The organism is Candidatus Competibacteraceae bacterium, assembly GCA_016699715.1.
GTDB lineage: Bacteria > Pseudomonadota > Gammaproteobacteria > Competibacterales > Competibacteraceae > Competibacter.
The window spans coordinates 2,849,086-2,868,845 of record CP065007.1; the positions used below are offsets into that span (position 1 = coordinate 2,849,086).

The window sequence follows — 19,760 nt, forward strand, 5'->3', positions numbered from 1 at the left end:
GCCGGCGTTTTTCCGCGCCGCGCGGCTTCAGAAATCCTTGCGCAAATCCATGCCCGCATACAGGCCCGCGACCTGCTCGGCGTAACCATTGAACGGCAAGGTATCGCGGCGAAAGAAATCGCCGACCCGCCGCTCTCTTTTCTGGCTCCAGCGCGGGTGATCGACCGCTGGATTGACGTTGGCGTAGAATCCGTATTCGCTGGGACCTTCGCTGGCCCAGGTGGTGCGCGGCCGCTGCTCGGTAAAGCGAATCTTGACGATGGACTTGATGCTCTTGAAACCGTACTTCCACGGCGTCACCAGCCGCAGCGGCGCGCCATTCTGATTAGGCAGTGCCTTGCCGTACAGCCCGGTCGCCAGCAGGGTCAGCGGATGCATCGCCTCATCCATCCGCAAGCCTTCCACATAGGGCCAGTCCAGCAACCGGGTCCGTTGTCCCGGCATCCGCGCCGGATCGAGCAGGGTGGTGAATTCGACATATTTCGCGCTGGCGGTCGGCTGGAATCGCGGCAAAATCTGGCCAAGAGGAACGCCCAGCCACGGCACCACCATCGACCAGGCTTCCACGCAGCGCAGCCGGTAGATGCGTTCCTCGGCCGGGTGCGGGGCCAGAAAATCCTCCAGCGCGTACCGGCCCGGCTTTTCGCAGTGACCCTCGACCGTCACCGACCAGGGACTGGTTTTCAGGCTGCCGGCGTTCTCGGCCGGGTCGGTTTTGCTGGGTCCGAATTCGTAAAAATTGTTGTAGGAAGTCACTTTCTCGTAGGGCGTCGGCGTGAGATCGTCATCCGCCGCCTGGGCAAGGTCGCCGCGCAGCACTGGCGGCAGCAGCGCGGCGGCGCCCAATACGGCGGCGCCTTTCAGAAACTCGCGGCGGCGGACGTACCATTCGGGCGGGGTGATTTCGGACGGACGGATATCGGCGGGTTTCTTGATCAGCATGACGCGGCGCTCCCACGGTGGATTCTGCTCGTTGTGACCGGCGATGCCCACGCGAGTTGCGTGGGCGGGCCGGAACTTGACGGCCTCTCCCGAAATACGCTCTATTGCTCATTTGAACACGGTTAAGAAGCATTTAACCGCCAGATTGTATAATCTTCACCGTCTTCCACCCGAAGCGGGGTTCTTGCCCTGGGGACACCCAAGCTTCCGGCTCGCTTCGGCGGATGTTTTCGCCAGATAACCGTCAACTTGGCAGGACACAACCAGCATGAATCCACTGGTGGGTTTGATCATGGGCTCCAAATCCGACTGGAGTACCCTGGAACACGCGGCGAACACGCTGGACGCGCTCGGCGTGCCGCATGAAGTACGAGTGGTATCGGCCCACCGCACGCCCGATCTGCTGTTCGAGTACGCCGCCGGCGCCGAGACCCGCGGTTTGGAGGTCATCATCGCCGGGGCCGGCGGCGCCGCCCACCTGCCGGGCATGGTCGCCGCCAAAACGATGTTGCCGGTGCTGGGCGTACCGGTGCAGTCGCAGGCGCTCAACGGCATGGATTCGCTGCTGTCGATCGTGCAGATGCCGGGCGGCATCCCGGTCGGCACCCTGGCGATCGGCAAGGCCGGCGCGATCAACGCCGCCCTGCTGGCCGCCGCCCTGCTCGGCAATAAATATCCCGCCATCCGCGAAGCCGCGCGCGCGTTCCGCGCGCGGCAGACCGCCGCCGTACTGGCCGAACCCGATCCACGGAATCCGCAACCATGAACGTCGGCATCGTCGGCGGCGGCCAATTGGCACGAATGCTGGCGCTGGCCGGCTATCCGCTGGGTCTGCGGTTCCAGGTGCTCGATCCGGCCGCCGATGCCTGTGCCGGACAGATCGCGCCGCTGATCCAGGGCGATTACGATAACGAGGCCCGGCTCCGGCAACTGGCTGAATGGGCCGAGGTGGTGACCTTCGACTTCGAGAACGTGCCGGCGGCGGCGGCCCGCGCGCTGGAACGGCAAACCGCGAGTTTCCATCCGCCGGCCGGGGCGCTGGCGGCGGCGCAGGACCGACTGTATGAGAAGGGCCTGTTCTGGGAACTGGACATCCCGACGCCACCTTTCGCCACGGTCGATAGCCTGGAAGAACTGCGCGCCGCCGCGGTGCGGGTCCATCTGCCGGCGGTGCTGAAAACCCGTCGGCTGGGTTACGACGGCAAGGGCCAACGGGTGCTGCGCGCACCCGAAGACATCGAACCCGCCTGGCGGGCGTTGGGCGACGTGCCGCTGCTGCTGGAGGGCTTCGTGCCTTTTCAGCGGGAAGTGTCGGTGCTGGCGGCACGCGGCCGCGACGGCGCGACCGTGTTTTACCCGTTGGTGGAAAACCACCATCGTAACGGTATCCTGCGACTGTCGCGGGCGCCGTTGGCCGCGCCGGAGCTGGAACGTGAAGGCTGGAATCACGCCCGCCGACTGCTGGAGCGGCTGAATTACGTCGGGCTGCTGGCGATCGAGTTCTTCGTGCGGGACGACCGGCTGATCGCCAACGAAATGGCCCCGCGCGTCCACAACTCCGGGCACTGGACCATCGAGGGCGCGGTAACCAGCCAGTTCGAAAACCATCTACGGGCGATTCTCGGTCTGCCGCTGGGTTCGACCGCCGCCGTCGGCCATTCCGTCATGCTGAACTGCATCGGCGCGATGCCCGAGCGAGCGGCGGTGCTGGCCGTGCCCGGCGCGCATTATCACGCCTACGGCAAAGCGCCGCTTCCAGGCCGCAAGGTCGGGCATCTGACCCTGCGGGCGGAGCATCCCGACGCGCTGCAAACCGGCCTCGACCAGTTGCTGCCGCTGGTCGGTCTCGAAGCCGGCGAATTCGGCCGAGGCTGATGGGTTCCTGGAGCCAAGCCAGCATCCGGCTCGTCTCCCGGTCCCCTCATTCCAGCAAGCGCACCGCCTCGCCCAGCGGGCAGGCACGGATGGCCTCGGCCAGCAAGGCCATCACACGCTGGCGCGGAAAGCTCTTGCGCCAGGCTAGCGCCACCACCCGGGTTGGCGCCGGGTCCTCGAACGGCCGGACGCTGAGCAGATCGCTGGGGTAGGCGTAACCGCTGACCGAGGTATAGGGCAGCACCGTGATGCCGACTCCGGTGGTTACCATCAAGCGGATGGTTTCCAGCGAGCTGCCCTCCAGGGTTCTCTGCATGTTGTCCGAGGTTACGCTCAGCCGGTTGCACTCCGGGCAGAACCGCAACACCTGGTCGCGGAAACAGTGACCGGACCCCCAGCAGCAGCAGTTCCTGCCGGGCCAGGGTGGGGGCATCGACTTGCGTCACCGCCTCCAGCGGATGACCGAGCGGCATCAGTACCACGAACGGCTCCTCGTACACCGCTTGCGTCGCCACTCCCGGCTCGTCGAACGGCAGCGACAGAATCAGCACGTCCAGATCGCCGGTTCGGAGCCGTTCGCCCAGCGCCGCCGTGTAGTTCTCCTCGATTTGCAGCGGCATCTTGGGCGCGCGACGATGCAGCCGAGGGATCAAATGCGGCAGCAGGTAGGGGCCGATGGTATAGATGACCCCCAGCCGCAGCATCCCGACCAGATCGTCCTGGCCCTGGCTGGCGAGCTGCCTGACGACGGCGGCTTCCTCCAGCACCCGCTGGGCCTGTTCGACGATGCGCCGACCGATGGGCGTCACCGTCATTTCGCCGGGACCGCGTTCGAACAGGGTCACGCCCAACTCGTCCTCCAGCTTGCGCACCGCCACGCTCAGCGTGGGCTGGCTGATGTGACAGGATTCGGCGGCGTGGCCGAAATGCCGTTCGCGGGCAACCGCGACGATGTAGCGCAGTTCGTTCAGGGTCATGGCGACAACACTCGCGGCAGCCGGCGGCCGGATGGGCGCAACCCATGGCCGTCATGGACATAAATCGTGATTACGTGTAGCTTATGCGCGTTTTTCGCGCCCTGTAACGGGCCGCCGCGCAACCCAGCGTTCAACACCTCGGTGGAAACCAAAACGAGTAAGGAGGGTCCATGGCCTACCAGCATATCCGCATTCCCACGAGCGGTGAAAAGATTACCGTCAAGGATGGCAAGCTACACGTACCCGATCAGCCGATCGTCGGCTATGTGGAAGGCGACGGCATCGGTCCGGATATCACCAAGGCCTCCCTGCGAGTCTGGGACGCGGCGGTCGAGGAAGCCTACAGTGGCCAGCGCAAGATTAACTGGTGCGAAATCTTCCTGGGCGAGAAAGCCGCCGAGATTTACGACGGCAATTACTTCCCCGATGAAACCCTGGAAGCGATCAAAGAGCTGGTCGTGGCCATCAAGGGTCCCCTGACCACGCCGGTCGGTGGTGGCTTCCGCTCGCTGAACGTGGCCTTGCGCCAGGATCTGGACCTGTACGCCTGCGTCCGACCGGTGCGTTACTACCCCGGCGTACCCTCGCCGGTGCGCTTTCCCGAGAAAGTGGACGTCATCATCTTCCGCGAGAACACCGAGGACGTCTACGCCGGCATCGAGTACCAGTCCGGTTCCCCCGAGAACGTCAAACTGGCCAAGTTCCTGCGCGAGGAGATGGGCGCCAACTTCTTCGATGCCGCCGGGCTGGGCATCAAGCCGATTTCGCCATTCGCCTCCAAGCGGCTGGTGCGCAAGGCCATCCAGTACGCGATCGACCATGGCCGCGACAGCGTGACCCTGGTCCACAAGGGCAACATCATGAAGTTCACGGAAGGCGCCTTCCGGAACTGGGGCTACGAACTGGCGCGCGACGAGTTCCCGGATCAAACCATCACCGAGAACGACCTGTACAGCGTCTACGGCGGCAAGCAACCCCCCGGCAAGGTGGTGATCAAGGACCGTATCGCCGACATCATCTTCCAGTTGCTGCAATTGCGGCCGGAAGAATTCTCGGTGCTGGCCACCATGAACCTGAACGGTGACTACCTCTCCGACGCGGTGGCGGCGGAAGTGGGCGGCATCGGCATCGCGCCGGGCGCCAACATGGCCGACCATATCGCCGTGTTCGAGGCCACCCACGGCACCGCGCCCAAGTACGCCAATCTGGACAAGGTCAATCCCGGCTCCCTGATGCTGTCCGGCGTGATGATGTTGCAGTACATGGGTTGGAAGGAAGCCGCCGACCTGATCGAAATCGCGCTGACCCAGGTGATCGCCGACAAGACCGTTACTTACGATTTTGCCCGGCAGATGGAGGGCGCCACCGAGGTACCGACCAGCCAGTTCGGTGACCTGATCATCGCCAAGATCAAGGCGCACGGCGCCACCCTGCGCGCCGAGGCCGAACAGCGCCGTCGGGAACTCGAAGCCGAGCGCCGCGTTCTGGAAGCACAACGCGTGGCCGATCCCTTGCAGGCGATGCTGGCTTCCGGCCGCATGCCGACCACGGTGGGCGGCATCATGTCGCCAGTGATCAAAGTCAGGAACGACGAACTGGTCAACGTCGCCATGCACCAGATGATCGAAAAGGGTGTGAACGCGGTCATGATCGAGCCCGACGCCAGCGGCCAATGGGGCATCATGACCGACCGCGACGTGCTCAAGAAGGTCATCAGCGCCAATCGCTCGCCGGCGCGTACCCAGGTCGGCGAAATCGCCACCCGGCCGCTGGTGACGGTCAAGCGCGAAATGTCGCTGTCCGATGCCTCGCAGCGCATGGCCGAGGCCAACGTGCGCCGCGTCGTGGTCGAGATGGACGGCAAGCCGGTCGGCATGGTGACCGACAGCGATCTGTTCCGCACCGTGGAAGTGTTCGGCTGGGGCGAAGTCTGATCGCGGCCGGCTGACACGCCGGAACCAACGACGGCGCTCGCGCTACGATCCACGGGTCGGGCGCGAGCGCCGTTTTCGTTTGGCTATTGGAGAACGGCATGATGTCTGCTCTCTACCTTGCTGTCCCTTTATCGCACGCATGACTCTTAGCCTGCTCTTTGGCCTGATCGTCGGGTTTTCCCTGGGCCTGACCGGCGGTGGCGGTTCCGTGTTCGCCGTGCCGTTGCTGGTGTACGGCATGAATGTGCCGGCGCACGCGGCGGTGGTCATTTCGCTGGCGGCGGTCGGCGCTACCGCGCTGGGCGGTGGGCTGGCGCGGCTGCGCGACGGCGAGGCCGAACCACGCACCGCGCTGATCTTCGGTCTGTCCGGCATCGTCGGCGCGCCGCTGGGCGCCTGGTTGAGCCCACGGTTTCCCGCGGCGGCGCTGCTGACCGGTTTTGCCCTGCTGATGCTGGCGGTGGCGTTCCGCATGTGGCGGCAGGCCAGCCGCCGGCCGGAGGAAACCCGCATCGTTCGCGTGGGTCCCGATCCGAACGACGACACGGCCGGACCCGCCTGCCGCTATGCCCCCGGTGGTCAGTTGCAATTCACCTCACGCTGCGCGGTGCGGCTGGCGGCGGCCGGTTCCGCGACCGGTTTGCTGTCCGGGCTGTTCGGCGTGGGGGGCGGTTTCCTGATCGTGCCGGCGTTGGTGTTGATCGCTTCTCTACCGATGCGGCGGGCGGTCGCCACCTCGCTGTGGGTGATCGCCATCATCAGCGCCATCGGCTTGCTGTCCCATATCATCGCCGGTCACCGACTGGATATCGGGATCACGGTCGGCTTCGTGCTGGGCGGCCTGGCCGGCATGGCGGTGGGTATCGCGGTGGGCAAACGCATCGCCGGCCCCACCCTGCAAAAGCTGTTCGCCGGCATGATCGTGGCGGTGGCGGTGTTTATGTTGGCAAAGCTGGTTCTTCGTTGAAATACCTGCTCAAGCCACATCACCCGACAAATTCGACCACATGGACCGTCGGATGGAGCGGCGCTGGCTTAGAGGTTCTGGAACCGGCTGTCGTTGGCCAAATCGTCTTTCGCGGTCGGATCGTGTTTGACCGCCTGTTCCAGCGCGGCTTTGCACAGATCGATTCGACCGAGCCGTCGATAGGCTTCGGCCAGGTCGAAATAGCCTTCCTTGGCGTCAGGATGGCGAACCGAGGCTTCCTTGAAAGCGGCAATGGCGGCGTGCAGGTCACCTTGATCCAGACAGGCGTAACCCAGGGCATTGTAGCCATTGAAGCTATCGGGATCGGCGTCTATGGCGGATTTCAGCAGGGCGATCCGCTGCACGGGATCGGCCATGCCGTAACTGGCAATGATGCGTTGCTGCGCTTTCTGGGCACGGAACAGTTGTTGACGCAGCTCGATTTGGAACTGTTGGAGATTTTGGCGCAAGGTTCTGATTTGGCTAAACTCCCAATACGCCATCGCCCCAACTACCACAGCGAGCATCGTCACCAACAGCGTGAAGGCAACCAGGGTATCGTTGACGGTCATAACGTCATTCTCCTCTCAAGCTACATCGCTCGCGAAATCCGACTACGCAAATCGGGCGGCGGGCTGGAGTTCAAATATCGCTTTCCCTCCCGCGTTAAACTCCGTCCCGCCGACGAAGTTTCGATCAAACCCAGGCGCACCAGATATTCCGCCGTTTCCACGAAATCCTGCCGGTGCGTCAAACCCAGCGCCTGACTCAAGGTGGCTTCCGAAACCGCACCGTGCTGTTTGAGATAATGCAGGAAGCGACGGGCCACGTCGTCGAGGCCGTTATAGTCGATACCCTGCGATTCGTAGAAAGCCGCAATGTTCTCCGGAATCATCAATTCGGCGGCTTGCCGTAGCGACGGAGTTCCGTCCATTTGCTGCCCCGCACAATGAAAGAAATGCGGGCGCAACGCTTCGCTCAGGTCGCGGACGCTGCGGCGCGGGTTGCAGCGCGCTCGGGCAGCAATTTCGTAACAGGCTTCCCGCGACAGCTCCGCATTGTCCAGGCAATCCTTGCCATGCAGCCAGATGATGCCGGCCAATTCGTGCAGTGTGTAGGAACGCAACCAGGTTTTATTGGGCCGGCTTTGGAAAGCCTCCGACAACTTGCCCTGATCCGTGGTCGCCAGCAGGAACACCACCCGGTTGAAATCGTAAAGACCACCCTCGATGGACGTAATTCGGCGATCATCCATGGCGCTCAGAAGCGCGGTAGCCACAGATGCCGAAATGCCATGTACTTCATCGATGAAAATCAGGCATGGCTCGATACGTATCGTTCCAACTCCAGATGCGGCCGGCACCAACTCTTCCTGCGTTAGCCGTTCCAGCAAATCGCTCGGACGGCGCAAATCGGAACCGCTGAAGAACAAGGGTTCCCGATTCAGCAGCAGTGCGCCAATGCTCCGTGCCAGGGTGCTTTTACCCACGCCGGCGGGACCCACCAGCAGCTTGTCGGGAAAGCGTTCGCCGAGCGCTTTGGAGAGCTGGGCCTGTTTGACCAGCAGATCAACCGCCTGATATTGGCCGATCATGCCCAAGGCATTGACCGGGGGTGGCCAGATTTGCCCGGTTGCCGGATTGGATGGAGCGATAGGCGCTGCCGCCATCTGTACGCGATCCGGGACCGGGGCAGATGGAGACGTCAGCGGCTGTGCGCTGAATTCCTCGGGTAGTGAAACGGGATCGGGGACCGCCGATGCCGGGGATGATTCCGAGGCAGCGGTCGTCTCGATTGCGGAGACAGGGCGAGCGGGCGTAATGGCAGTGGGCGCGGCTGGTTCCCAGTTCAACAGGTTGTCGACTTCCGGCAGACCGAGTATTCGATGAATGACCGGCCATTGCAGCGCTGGTTTCAGGGATTCCGCAACTCCCACCGCTTCCCGGCGTAAGAGCACGCTGATCACATCGCCGCTAACTTGGACATGCGGCATCTTTCCTGCTTCCACGGCGAACAGTTCCATCAGCCAGCCGCCCCAGCGCAGCCGGTTGGCGCGATCCATCGCTCCGTCGCTGGAACGCGCCTGCGCGGCACGGGCCAGTGTTTGTTTCAACATTTCGCAACGGGGGATGGAGAGCGGGGAGCGCGGCTGGAGCGACGCGGCGGCGAGCCCGTCTTCCACCGCCTCCAAGGTGTTGCCGATCTGTTCCACGGCATGAGCCAAGCGGGCGATCTCGATTTGATCGTTGTTCGACGCCTTGACCTCCACCGCGATTAGATGGAACGCCGCCGCCGTTTCGTCTTTCCACAAGACCAGCAAATCACAACGATTCTCCAGCGCCCGCTTCCCCGTCCGCAGCCAGAGCCGCGCCAGCGGGTGATCGACGGAAAGTACCAGCGCACCCGGATAACGGCGCTGCAAGTCGCGGGCGGCGAACAGCAGACCGGCGAAGCCGATAACCTTCTTCTGATCGGGTTGCCCGTCCTGCTTTCTGATGATGTCCAGCACCCCGCTGCCCAACAGCCGTGCGCCCTGATGCAGTAAACGGCTCATGTGTTCCGGGGTCACCGTCAGGTTGAGCGGGTGGGCGAATACAGGCCGAATCAGGCGGGCCAGCGCGCCAAAATCCCGCGCTGCCAGAAACGTGTCGCGCATCCCTTCGCGCCGTTCCCAGATCCGCACCGACTGCATCCCGGCTTCGGACGGCAGCGCCCGGTCGGCGAGGAACAGCCAACGGGCGGCGGGATGATCACCTTGCAGAATTTCGTCGGCGGTCTGGGCCAGCGCTTCGGCGTCGGCGTAGGCATGGGGAGTCACGTCCCGCTGATTGCCCTCCAATTCGTTCATCAACAGCAGGAATTCGCTGAACGGCGATTCACCCGGCTGCGGGCGCAGTTCGATGCGCCCGGAACGGCGATCCAGTTGCACGTCGTAGCGGATGCAGAACGGACTCATCGGCAGATTCTGCCCCGCGCCCCGCTGGCGCAGGCGAATGGTGGATTCATCGAAAATCGCCGCGACATGGCAGGGCCGCGCCTTGATCCGGTTCACGATGTCGCCCAGGTGCGGCGGTTCATCGCTCAGACAGGTTTCGTCCAAATGCAGATGAAGGCGGTCGGCGGCAATTTTTTCCTGTACCTCGTCCTCCTTGCGGGTATTGCTGAAACTCAATGCGGCGCGCAGGCGATCCGCGTGTTGGCCAGTGGCATAGATCGCCGCATCGACCGCCGCTAGCTTCTGCCCGCCTCGATAGCGAGGGTCGTTGAGCAGTCGCACCAACTCCATCATCAGATTTTCGGGCTGCGGTGGATTGATCAGGGCCACGCGCAGCGGATAGGGATGGTTTGGGTGCAGAATGATGTACTGATCCAGTGCCTGATGCAGGGCGCGGGCGCCATCGGCCCCCGAGCAGGCATTGATCAGGTTCTCGAATACCGGCAAACCTTCGACCTGGCTGGCGAGCGGGAGTAACTGGTTCAAACCGTACCCCGCCGGCAGGCTGCCCAGCCGTACCACGGACAGGAATTGTTCCGGACGCTCCAGTTCTCTGCGCACTACCTCGCGGTCGCCAGCGTCCAGGGAAGTACTTTTGGTGAGACCGCGCAATAGGGTCGAGAGCCGTTCGTTGCGCCACAGGTAAAGGGGATGAGTCGGCAACAGCACCGCCTTGGCGGCCAGTTTGCCGTTGGGCAAATGGACCCGCAGCTGCACGATGTCCAACGCCAGGAGCGCTTCCAGCGCCGACCGTGCCCAATCGGGGCTGCTCGACGCCATGACGCGATAGTTTTCCTGGGTTTCGCGGTACAGGGTGGCGGCCAGTTCGAGATAGCGGCGAACTTGCGTTAGTATCTCGGGCCGTCCATCCAACCAGGAGCGGGCGTGATAGATCAGCTTGCCGAGATGCGGCAACAGACCAGTACGCAGCGTCTGAAATGCTCGCCAAGTCGCGGCCAGTTGGGTGTGGCGCCCGATCAATCCCGGCAGATCCTCATCCCAGGCCGCCAATAGTGCCTCCAGCGAAAGCGCCTCACCCTCGATGGTCACGACCCGATCCGGGTGCACAAAAACCGGAGAACGATCCGCCGCACCGGCCAGTGCGACTGGCAGAAACGTTTCCGAGGTGTCCAGAAATCCGCCCCAATTTTCCTGGCTACAAAAAGCTTGTACCCAATCCAGCACTTTGCGGTCGACCGTTGTCGTTCCGGTCACCTCACGCTGACTGGACGGCAGCGTGACTGGAATTTCGATATCCTCGCTGGGAGCCTCATCGAAGGCTGTCCAGGCTTCATCAATGGCATCGGCAATGGCGGCCAAATCCTCGTCGCGTCCATCAAGGAGCGCGTCGGAAGATTCATCAGCCAAGGAAGGCGGATCGCTTGGGTTGGGATCAGGGGTGGGGTCAGGCGTGGGGAGATTCTTGTCCTCTTCGGGCTCATCCTTCGGCGGACGGGCCACGACCAGCGCCTTGGCAAGACTTAGCGTATCTTCGACACCGCGCTGGATCGCGTCCATATACGACTCCACGGCGACTACCGCTTCGGTCATTTCCGCTTGCCGCGCGGGATTTTGGTAGTGCCGCCGCGCCCGGACGCGAAGGTCGGATGCCCGGAGGGTTTTCACTTGCCGGACGGTGGCCAGGTTCAGGGCAAGCCGTTTGCTGACGTGATCCGGGCCGAACAAATTTTCATCCACCAAGAGTCCGAGAGCAGGCAAGGCCAGCCATGGAGCGCGATTGCCTTGTTCCGGTCGCAGCGCATCCCAACGGGCCAGATACTCCGCACAGGCTTCAAGCGAGAGCAGGGATTCCAGTTCTGGCGCAACCAAAATCTCGTATAAAAGCTGGCGATGAACTTCCGGTGAACCCGGAGCCCGAACGGGTAATTTTTCCCGCGCGTCTTCGAGTAGAGTTCGCGCAAGGTCGGCGCTCAAGGGGCGGGCATAATGACTCAGGGTATGCACACCCGCGTTATAACCGCTAGCGAGTGCAATGGTGCGGGGATGTCGTACTCGATTATTACGCCATTCCGCCGCCACATGCAGGTCATCGGCGAATTCTCGAATACCAACTAATCCTACCCGCCGTGCTACTTCCTCAAGACTCGTTGCTCTAATATCCATCCCAGAAATCGCGATGGAAAATTCTTCCGCAGGAAAAGATTGATCAGCCAGTTCGAGAAAGAATTTTTCTATGTCAATAGCCGGTAAGCCCTCGCGCGCGAAGTCATTTTCTTGTGGGGTTTTTAGGGTAATCCAGCGAGCAAGAGCAATTGATGCATATTCAGATGAATTCATTTGAGAGCCAATTAAGAAAACTGATTAGGAGTCAAGGAAAACAGCGCTAGACCATCGGATGGTTCCCACGCAAAACCTAATTGAATTGACAGGCGTTTGAATGAATCACGATTCACTCGTAAATCGGCATCCTCATCCAAAGGTGTATAGCCATGTTGTCGTAAAATCGCATGGTCTTCTGGCAACAATCCTACGACAAGACGCCAATGCTCTCGCAATCGCATCGCCACTTCATCCATAGTACAAACTTCGTTTTGGTCGAGGATGCTTAGCAAAAGCACACTTAGAGTGTCTGGAACAGCACGAAAGTATTTTTGCTGTGTTCCACTTCTAGGTTGTACCCATCCAATTCGTTCAGAAAAATCGCGAAAATGATCTTCAAGCTCTTTGCTAATATTGACCTCAAATTTCTCAATAGTCCGCCTTTTTTCTTCAGTGATCCTCTTTGGATCTAAATTCAACCATAAGCGCACACTTCTCCCAAATAACCTAAGTTGTCTTGCATAACAAGCCATGGCTTGGGTGCGCAATTGAGGTCGTAAATCTCCTGAAAAATCGCAGAAAAATATGGTTTCTGCCGCACCGGGAACTTGCCGGACTTGATACACTACTAACCAAGAACCAACCCCTATAATCAATTTGCGTAAGGCATAGGATGACGGATGATATTGAAGATTTTTCGCCAGACGAAGCAACGCTTCAGTTTGTGGTTTCATCAATTCACTTATGGCAGTAAGCCATGCAAGTGAAGGATCACCACAAAGTCGTGCAATCTCTTCCTCGAATTCTTCTTCTTGTTCAATGAGAAGCGGTAAACCCAAAGCTGTTGCAGGTCCTTCTGCTTTCGTTGCAATATCCTTTGCAAGCGCTAAAAACTGTTGTCCAACCATAGTTGAGTTGAGAACAAGCCAGACTAATGCACCAGAGTGCCCATGATTTTTCGATTGATTAGTCAAATAATCTAGGGACGGGGTACTATAATCGCAACCAAAAGTAGAATATGGCTTGAATGCTGGTCCTAGCGCCGCACCATCATTATTGTACGCAGCATTCAAGTGGTTTCGCAGCAACTTGAAAGCCTCAATATTGACTAATGGGTCAAGGATCGACTGATTAGTTTTAATTAATCGCTGGTAAAGATTTTCTGCGATATAGTCATCACCTTCACGCTTTTCATCTACCTTTGGATTGGCGGCCTTGTTAAGAAATTCGAGGAGAGAATAGCGCCGATGCAAACATAATAGAAAGCTGGTGGCAAAATGAACTGGTTTCATTCGCAACGGCACATAACCAAGAGATTCTTGGTATAACGAATTGATTATTAGCCGTTTTTCTTTATTCGCTTTTTTATCAGTATTTCGTGATGCGCTCATAGCGCTTTCCATCAGGGCTAAGTTGAATTTCTAGGAGTTCGCGCCGTTCGAGATGAGCGGAGAGAACACGGCGGTCTGTTACAGTAGACGGATGAAGAGCCTCAAGAAATGCTTCAAGGCGAAATATATCACGCTCTGGTATAAGTTTGCGTGGCAATCCACGGCGGAGACGCTGTAAAGTTTGATAGAGTGAAAAATCCACACGAAGGCTAACTACACCACTATTTTGACCAACATAACGCAACAACAAATGATCCGGCTGAAATTCTGGCAAAGCTGAGCAGATTCGGATTGGTATACGCGGACGAAGTAACTTTAACTCGCTGGCAGGAATATTACGGTTAGCCAAGAAGGAACGACTAGGTTGTTCATGGAACCGATGTCCATTCCATAAATAGAGATTGTCGCCACAGCCTGGAAAAGAGACAGGGCAATATGCTCGGTTAATTGCCTCAATAATCTGGCGTACTGCCAGCAGGTCATCGTCACGATGTTTGCGCAGTAGACTACGAAATTCAGTGGCGTCAGTGTCTTCAAGATCAAAACATGCCTTACCATTTTCGTTTTCAAAATAGAATGCACGTTTTAATATTTTGAATGAAATACGATCTAATCGTGGAGTCAGTTGGGGGCGCGGAAGATCGAATTGCCAACCTGACGTAACGATAGCATCACTATCCTCAAGCAAAGAATCCCATACAGGGTGACTATAGCGAACAGGATCAGCAAGTTGGAGATGGCGACATAAAGAAAAACGCGAGTCATCCGTGAAAATAATTTCGGAATACCAATGTGCGGAACCATCAGCAAGAGGTGTTTTTGAGTCGGATCGATAGCCGAGAACCATACGCGCAAGAATGATCCACATTTCACGTATGGTGGCACGAAACCCCATATCGGATAGACGCTCAAATATGACTATAAGGCGATCTTGAACTCGGCTATCACGGAGACGAGCAAGATTTCGCGCCAGTTCAGGCGCGGATTCGACTGGAACAGTTTGCAATTCCTTGTCGCCAACGATCTTTGTCAACATTTGTCCAACAATCTCACGATTGAGTGAGTTTCGAAGGCTCAGATCAATAACCAGCATTTTCTCCCGCATTAACTCATTTGAAGATTCAGCACCATAGACAAGCCGGCTCCGACATTGGCGATCAAGTTCGGTAGCATGAATAGGTAATGTAGAATTTGCGGCGATACGTAGAAGATAAAGCGGATATTCATTGATGGCTATACAAAATGGCACTTGCATAGTTACCGCTTTCCGCCAACGATCAATTATCGGGGCAACTTGATCGCGGCGCATAAGGGCAGTGGCATCTTCAACTACTACCGCTCCATACTCTTGCAGAATCGGTGCCAGTTTGCGTAAAAGATGAGTTTTACCATCTCCGGCATTTCCAGTTAAAAAAATACTAATTCCATTTTTGATTGATTCAGCCAAAAAACCTTCCAAGGCCAGATCAACATGGATACGCGCCAGTTCGGCGCTAGTCATCGAATCAGAAGTTGTTTTAGGCCCGGATGCAGCCAATTCCCGCCAAAACTTAAATGCGTCAGGTTCCAAAGCGCCGTTTTTCATTTCGGTCAACTCCAATTGTGGTGGAGTATCGTACTCTCGAACTGACTTACTCGCAGATGCAGTGAAAGGAATATGGTTACTCAACTGCCATAGTGACCCCACGAGCAGGGCGTTCATACTCGGCACATGGCTCAAGCGCGACGCCAGCCAACGTTTTCTCCAAAAAGCAGCAATCCGTTCGGTTGCATCCCGAAAATCCTGTGGTCGTAGCAGATAATCAGGCAATGCAACACTACGCGCATTGAGAAAATCTCTTGCTTGTTTCGCCAACTCCGCAGCATAAATCAGGCGCGGTCGATTGTGGCGCGTCAACGTGTCCGGCGGAAAACCTAATTGGCGCAACCCAGCCACAAGCCTACGTAGTTTTGGGCTTGGGCCCTCGCCAAAAATACTGTTGACATCCCGGAATTCACGCCTCTGGCTGAGATAACCTTCAACCGCCTTGCGAGTCTCCGTGAGAAATTGAAGCGTACCGTAGCCGGAAGTAAAGCCAATTCGCCGATAGCGCAATTCTGCTTGCTGCACGCTGATGACGCCAGCAGGAAGACTGACCCGCTCGTATTGACTACTCCCCTGAGCATACAAGCTGGTCGTGCCCAGGTAGACCAGTATGCCGTCCCGGCAAACCGGGGCATTTTTTAGTTGCGAAGAGATGATTGAGGGGCCGGAATACAAGTTGCGATAGTCGTCGGCGATTTGCGGCGAGAACAGCAACAGCGCCGCCAGCTTACCGCCGAGCACATGCTGGTAGGGCGGAATCGCGCCGCAGGTACTGATTTCCAGCATATTGATTCCAGCATATCGGCTCTTCAGCGCCGCCAAAACGGTTTGAAGCGCGATGCCCACATCCTCGCGCGCCAGTACCGCATCGATCTGGCTCGGGTCGAGCAGCGCCGCTCGTTGTTCGCGCAGGGTCAGGCGGGCATGCAGCAGTTCCGCCAGCAAACCCGCCCGCTTGCGGGCTACCAGATGACGACGCGCTTTCTGCATGGTGGGATTAGCCGAGGGTTTGAGTTCCAACCGCAACATCTCCTCGTCCACCGGTGGATGATCGTCACTGACATCCTCCATTTCGGCCACAAGTATGGGTACATCTCCGCCGGAGCGCGCCCTTACCAATTCCCGCAACGTCTCATCCCGCAGCGTGTCGAATTCCTGTGCTTGCCGACGCAACCTCGCAATCATCTCGCGGTCCGGATTAGCCAACTCTTCCGGCGTCGCCAGCGCGGTAGGATCGACATCGTCAACAGCCGCCGCAATTTGTGTTTCCATCCATTCATATTCGGCAGCAAGGCATTTGGGCGAATCGGCGGCGCACAACCGCTCACTCAAGGCGCGCAAGCTCCAACCCAAGTGATATTCCCGATCCTCACCCATTTGCAGGGCGCCATTATTCAACCCGATGATGCCCATGACCGCATGACAGGGATGGGCGGCATCCCGCACCAGATAAAGCAGTTGCCTGCCGGGCGTGGCAAATTGGGGAATGGACCAGGAAAAACGGAAATAACGCCAGATTTCCCGAAGCGAATGCCCGGTGAATTCGTCGATACCGTCCGGAGTGACCCACTGCAGATAGGGACGGACAGCGGTCGCGAGCGGATCGTCGCCACCGTCAGGGTTTTGTCGGGCGGCAAGCAGACGAGCATGAAGTTCACCGCCGTCGGCCACCAGACACGCTATCGGTTTCTTCCCGGATCGGGATAGTGGATTTTCCAGGCGTCGCGCCAACTCATTGACCGCCGGTTCACTTAACTGCGCCTCCACAATAGGCCGAAACAGCTCCCGAGTCTGGCGTTTTTCCGCCAGGATTTGCTCCGGGGTCAACCGGCCGAGACGCGGACGTTCGGCCACCAGCTCGATACCGTACCCCTCCTCCCGTATCCGCCAGCCGAGCCGAACCAGATCGAGCAACACACGCGCCGCCGCTTCATAAGCGGAAATTTGTCCCTCGTCAGCGCAACGAGCAGATGCCCACCGCAGTTCCTCATCCAGAAGTACGCGCAAATCGCTTTCGCTGTTGCGCTGGCGGGCGTTGCTCAAGGATCGAGCCAAGGCCAGGAAACGGTCGGCGGCGGCGCCTTCCAAGGGTGGACAAATCGGAACGATCATGGTGGTTGGGACGTTGAAAGCCGTGTGGAACTTGTCACATTATCACAAAAATGTGGGTCTTTGGCGTACCGAAACATCGTCAGTAAAGCGCCCGAGATGTCCGTCGGCGGCGGCCTGGCCGGCATGGCGCTGGGTATCGCGGTGGGCAAACGCATCGCCGGCCCCACCCTGCAAAAGCTGTTCGCCGGCATGATCGTGGCGGTGGCGGTGTTTATGTTGGCAAAGCTGGTTGCTCACTGAATCGCGCGAATTGCCGTCGCGGATGTCGTCAGCGATTGCATCAGGTGCGAAACATCCATAATAAAAACAGCCCGGACACCAGGAGTAAAGAAACACGCCTCCCCGTTTGACCGCTTCCAAAAGTGACACCTCGCCGCGTCATTTACCGGTAACGCCAAAACTTCCGTCCCTGTGCGCGGAACACCGTTCATGGACGAGCGATATGGTTATGGCATCCGCTGCCGTGGAGATTCCATGACAGCGGAATCGTGCCGGGGAGTTGCTACAATTATTAACTCTTCCAAACCACTTTTCCCGCCGCCCGAGGACAGTCGCCATGCCCGATGCCAACCCCTTGCGCCGGCTCAACGCCTCTGGCCAGAGCGTGTGGTACGACCACATCCAGCGCTCCATGCTGAGATCCGGCACGCTGGCGCGACTGATTGCCGAGGACGACCTGCGCGGTCTCACCTCCAACCCGAGCATTTTCGAGAAAGCCATCGCCGGCAGCGGCGACTACGACGCCGCGCTGCGCCGGGAACTGCAACGCGATCCGCAACAATCCAGTCGCGAGTTGTTCTTCACCCTGGCCATCGACGACATCCGCGCCGCCGCCGCCGCGCTGCGCCCGACCTACGACGCCACCGACGGCGTGGACGGCATGGTCAGCCTGGAGGTATCGCCGGATCTGGCCCACGACGTGGACGGCACGGTGCGGGAAGCGCGCGAACTGTTCGCCCGGCTGGATCTGCCGAACATCATGATCAAGGTGCCGGGGACCGTGCCCGGCCTGCACGCCATCGAACGGCTGATCGCCGAAGGGATCAACGTCAATGTCACCCTGCTGTTTTCGGTGGAGCGCTACGTCTCGGTGGCCGAAGCCTACTTGCGCGGTCTGGAGCGCCGCCGCGCCCGTGGCTTGCCGCTGGACCGGATCGCCTCGGTGGCCAGCTTTTTCGTCAGCCGGCTCGATACCGCGCTCGACCCGATGCTGGCGCAACGGCGACCGGAATTGCAGGGCCGGATCGCCAACGCCAACGCCAAGCTGGCCTATCAGGCATATCTGGAAATCTTCGGCGGCGCGCACTTCGCCGCCCTGCGCGTGGTTGGGGCTCGACCCCAACGCCTATTGTGGGCCAGTACCAGCACCAAGAACTCCAGCTATCCCGATCTGCTCTATGTGGATAAGCTGATTGGCCCGGACACCGTCAATACCCTGCCCCCCGCGACCTATGACGCCTTCCGCGACCACGGCACCGTTGCCCGAACCCTGGACCAGGACGTGGAAACCGCCTTGGCGCAACTGGCGCAATTGCCGGAACTGGGGATCGATTTGAGCGCTGTCACCGACCAGTTGGAAATCGAGGGAGTCAACGCCTTCATCCGCTCCTTCGAGACGCTGCTGGCGGCCATCACGGTCAAGACCAGCCCCCTGCTGGCCTGAACCTTTCTTTCCTACCCTCGGAGCAACGCCCGCCATGGAGAAAAAATCCGATTACGCCATCCAGGTGGCCGCTCAGGCGTTTTATCTGGAAGAGCAGTCCAACCCCGAGCAGGATCGCTATGTCTTCGCCTACACCATCGTGATCCAAAATCAGGGCAACGTCCCCGCCCGCCTGCTCAGCCGGCACTGGATCATCACCGACGCCAACGGCAAGATCGAAGAGGTGCGCGGCGAGGGCGTGGTTGGCGAGCAGCCCTACCTCCGCCCCGGCGAGGGCTTCCAATACACCAGCGGCGCCATCCTGGAGACCTCGGTCGGCAGCATGCAGGGCAGCTATCAGATGCTGGCCGACGACGGCATGACCTTCGACGCCGGCATTCCGGCCTTCGTACTGTCCATCCCGCGCACCTTGCACTGAGGGGACCCGTCGGTGGCGCTGCGCTACAGCTATACCCTGATCGCCCCGATTTACGACACCTTCGTGGCGCCGTTCACCGCGGCGGCGCGGCGACATGGGCTGGCGCTGTTGCCCGATGGACCCCATGCCGAGGTGCTGCTGGTCGGCGTCGGCAGCGGGCTGGATCTGCCGCTGCTGCCGCGCGGGCCGCGCTACACCGGTCTGGATCTGACTCCAGCGATGTTGGCGCGCGCCCAACGCAAAGCCACCGCCCTGAAGCTGGAGATTCAACTCGACGTGGGCGATGCCCGCTGCTTGCCGTATGGCGATGCCATGTTCGATGTGGTGGTACTGCATCTGATTCTGGCGGTGACGCCGCATCCGGAACGGGTGTTGACCGAAGCGGCGCGAGTCTTGCGGCACGGCGGCCGGGTGCTGATCCTCGACAAGTTCCTGCGGCTGGGACAAAAAGCGCCGATGCGGCGGCTGATCAGCCCGTTGCTGGGCCTGCTGGCCACCCGCACCAACGTGGTGTTCGAGACGGTGCTGGCGCAAACGCCAGACCTGGAAGTGCTGTCCGATCAGCCGACGCTGGCCAACGGCTGGTTCCGACGGATCGTGCTGCGCAAGACGGGATTCTGA

At 59.6% G+C, this 19,760-nt stretch carries 13 protein-coding genes and 1 pseudogene; 8 read left to right on the plus strand and 6 right to left on the minus strand.

Features of this window, described 5'->3' with window-relative positions; all coding sequences use genetic code 11:
* Positions 1-27 precede the first annotated feature (27 nt).
* Positions 28-942, minus strand: coding sequence for a protein-methionine-sulfoxide reductase catalytic subunit MsrP (gene msrP, locus IPM89_12865; protein QQS53735.1), 915 nt, complete (start codon positions 940-942; stop codon positions 28-30).
* A gap of 268 nt (positions 943-1,210) precedes the next feature.
* Here msrP and purE point away from each other — a divergent pair, with 268 nt between their 5' ends.
* A complete protein-coding gene (gene purE / locus IPM89_12870; protein QQS53736.1) occupies positions 1,211-1,708 on the plus strand; it encodes a 5-(carboxyamino)imidazole ribonucleotide mutase in 498 nt (165 codons plus the stop codon).
* A complete protein-coding gene (locus tag IPM89_12875; protein QQS53737.1) occupies positions 1,705-2,817 on the plus strand; it encodes a 5-(carboxyamino)imidazole ribonucleotide synthase in 1,113 nt (370 codons plus the stop codon). Before purE ends, IPM89_12875 begins: the two co-directional genes overlap by 4 nt.
* Positions 2,818-2,863: 46 nt before the next feature.
* On the opposite strand, the pseudogene IPM89_12880 reads toward IPM89_12875, so the two are convergent.
* A pseudogene (locus tag IPM89_12880) lies at positions 2,864-3,794 on the minus strand (LysR family transcriptional regulator).
* A 170-nt stretch (positions 3,795-3,964) separates the two neighbouring features.
* Here IPM89_12880 and icd point away from each other — a divergent pair.
* Complete coding sequence (icd, locus tag IPM89_12885; protein ID QQS53738.1) at positions 3,965-5,728, plus strand: isocitrate dehydrogenase (NADP(+)); 1,764 nt, start codon at positions 3,965-3,967, stop codon at positions 5,726-5,728.
* Positions 5,729-5,867: 139 nt separating this feature from the next.
* Complete coding sequence (locus IPM89_12890; protein QQS53739.1) at positions 5,868-6,695, plus strand: sulfite exporter TauE/SafE family protein; 828 nt, start codon at positions 5,868-5,870, stop codon at positions 6,693-6,695.
* A 68-nt stretch (positions 6,696-6,763) separates the two neighbouring features.
* Here IPM89_12890 and IPM89_12895 read toward each other — a convergent pair whose 3' ends face one another.
* The 4 genes from IPM89_12895 to IPM89_12910 form a co-directional block, all read right to left on the minus strand.
* Positions 6,764-7,267, minus strand: a complete 504-nt coding sequence (locus IPM89_12895; protein QQS53740.1) for a tetratricopeptide repeat protein — start codon at positions 7,265-7,267, stop codon at positions 6,764-6,766.
* A 20-nt stretch (positions 7,268-7,287) separates the two neighbouring features.
* Complete coding sequence (locus tag IPM89_12900; GenBank protein ID QQS53741.1) at positions 7,288-11,814, minus strand: AAA family ATPase; 4,527 nt, start codon at positions 11,812-11,814, stop codon at positions 7,288-7,290.
* A 185-nt stretch (positions 11,815-11,999) separates the two neighbouring features.
* Positions 12,000-13,361: a hypothetical protein gene (locus IPM89_12905; protein ID QQS53742.1), complete on the minus strand. Its 1,362-nt coding sequence runs from the start codon at positions 13,359-13,361 to the stop codon at positions 12,000-12,002.
* The gene (locus tag IPM89_12910; protein ID QQS53743.1) at positions 13,339-16,989 is read right to left on the minus strand and encodes a DUF4338 domain-containing protein; all 3,651 of its coding nucleotides are present in this window, start codon (positions 16,987-16,989) and stop codon (positions 13,339-13,341) included. Before IPM89_12910 ends, IPM89_12905 begins: the two co-directional genes overlap by 23 nt.
* Before the next feature lie 165 nt (positions 16,990-17,154).
* Between IPM89_12910 and IPM89_12915 the strand changes: the two genes are divergently transcribed.
* From IPM89_12915 to IPM89_12930, 4 genes are all read left to right on the plus strand, one after another.
* Positions 17,155-17,298: a hypothetical protein gene (locus IPM89_12915; protein ID QQS53744.1), complete on the plus strand. Its 144-nt coding sequence runs from the start codon at positions 17,155-17,157 to the stop codon at positions 17,296-17,298.
* Between the two features lie 316 nt (positions 17,299-17,614).
* Positions 17,615-18,721, plus strand: a complete 1,107-nt coding sequence (gene tal, locus IPM89_12920; GenBank protein QQS53745.1) for a transaldolase — start codon at positions 17,615-17,617, stop codon at positions 18,719-18,721.
* A gap of 34 nt (positions 18,722-18,755) precedes the next feature.
* Positions 18,756-19,139: a Co2+/Mg2+ efflux protein ApaG gene (apaG, locus tag IPM89_12925; GenBank protein QQS53746.1), complete on the plus strand. Its 384-nt coding sequence runs from the start codon at positions 18,756-18,758 to the stop codon at positions 19,137-19,139.
* 12 nt (positions 19,140-19,151) lie between these two features.
* Positions 19,152-19,760, plus strand: coding sequence for a class I SAM-dependent methyltransferase (locus tag IPM89_12930; GenBank protein QQS53747.1), 609 nt, complete (start codon positions 19,152-19,154; stop codon positions 19,758-19,760).

Excerpts from the sequence above, each read along its gene's own strand:
- IPM89_12905 (QQS53742.1), bottom strand. The coding sequence starts at position 13,361 with ATGAGCGCATCACGAAATACTGATAAAAAAGCGAATAAAGAAAAACGG.
- tal (QQS53745.1), top strand. The coding sequence starts at position 17,615 with ATGCCCGATGCCAACCCCTTGCGCCGGCTCAACGCCTCTGGCCAGAGC.
- purE (QQS53736.1), top strand. The coding sequence starts at position 1,211 with ATGAATCCACTGGTGGGTTTGATCATGGGCTCCAAATCCGACTGGAGT.
- icd (QQS53738.1), top strand. The coding sequence starts at position 3,965 with ATGGCCTACCAGCATATCCGCATTCCCACGAGCGGTGAAAAGATTACC.
- IPM89_12875 (QQS53737.1), top strand. The coding sequence starts at position 1,705 with ATGAACGTCGGCATCGTCGGCGGCGGCCAATTGGCACGAATGCTGGCG.
- IPM89_12890 (QQS53739.1), top strand. The coding sequence starts at position 5,868 with ATGACTCTTAGCCTGCTCTTTGGCCTGATCGTCGGGTTTTCCCTGGGC.
- IPM89_12915 (QQS53744.1), top strand. The coding sequence starts at position 17,155 with ATGTCCGTCGGCGGCGGCCTGGCCGGCATGGCGCTGGGTATCGCGGTG.
- IPM89_12895 (QQS53740.1), bottom strand. The coding sequence starts at position 7,267 with ATGACCGTCAACGATACCCTGGTTGCCTTCACGCTGTTGGTGACGATG.
- apaG (QQS53746.1), top strand. The coding sequence starts at position 18,756 with ATGGAGAAAAAATCCGATTACGCCATCCAGGTGGCCGCTCAGGCGTTT.
- msrP (QQS53735.1), bottom strand. The coding sequence starts at position 942 with ATGCTGATCAAGAAACCCGCCGATATCCGTCCGTCCGAAATCACCCCG.
- IPM89_12900 (QQS53741.1), bottom strand. The coding sequence starts at position 11,814 with ATGGATATTAGAGCAACGAGTCTTGAGGAAGTAGCACGGCGGGTAGGA.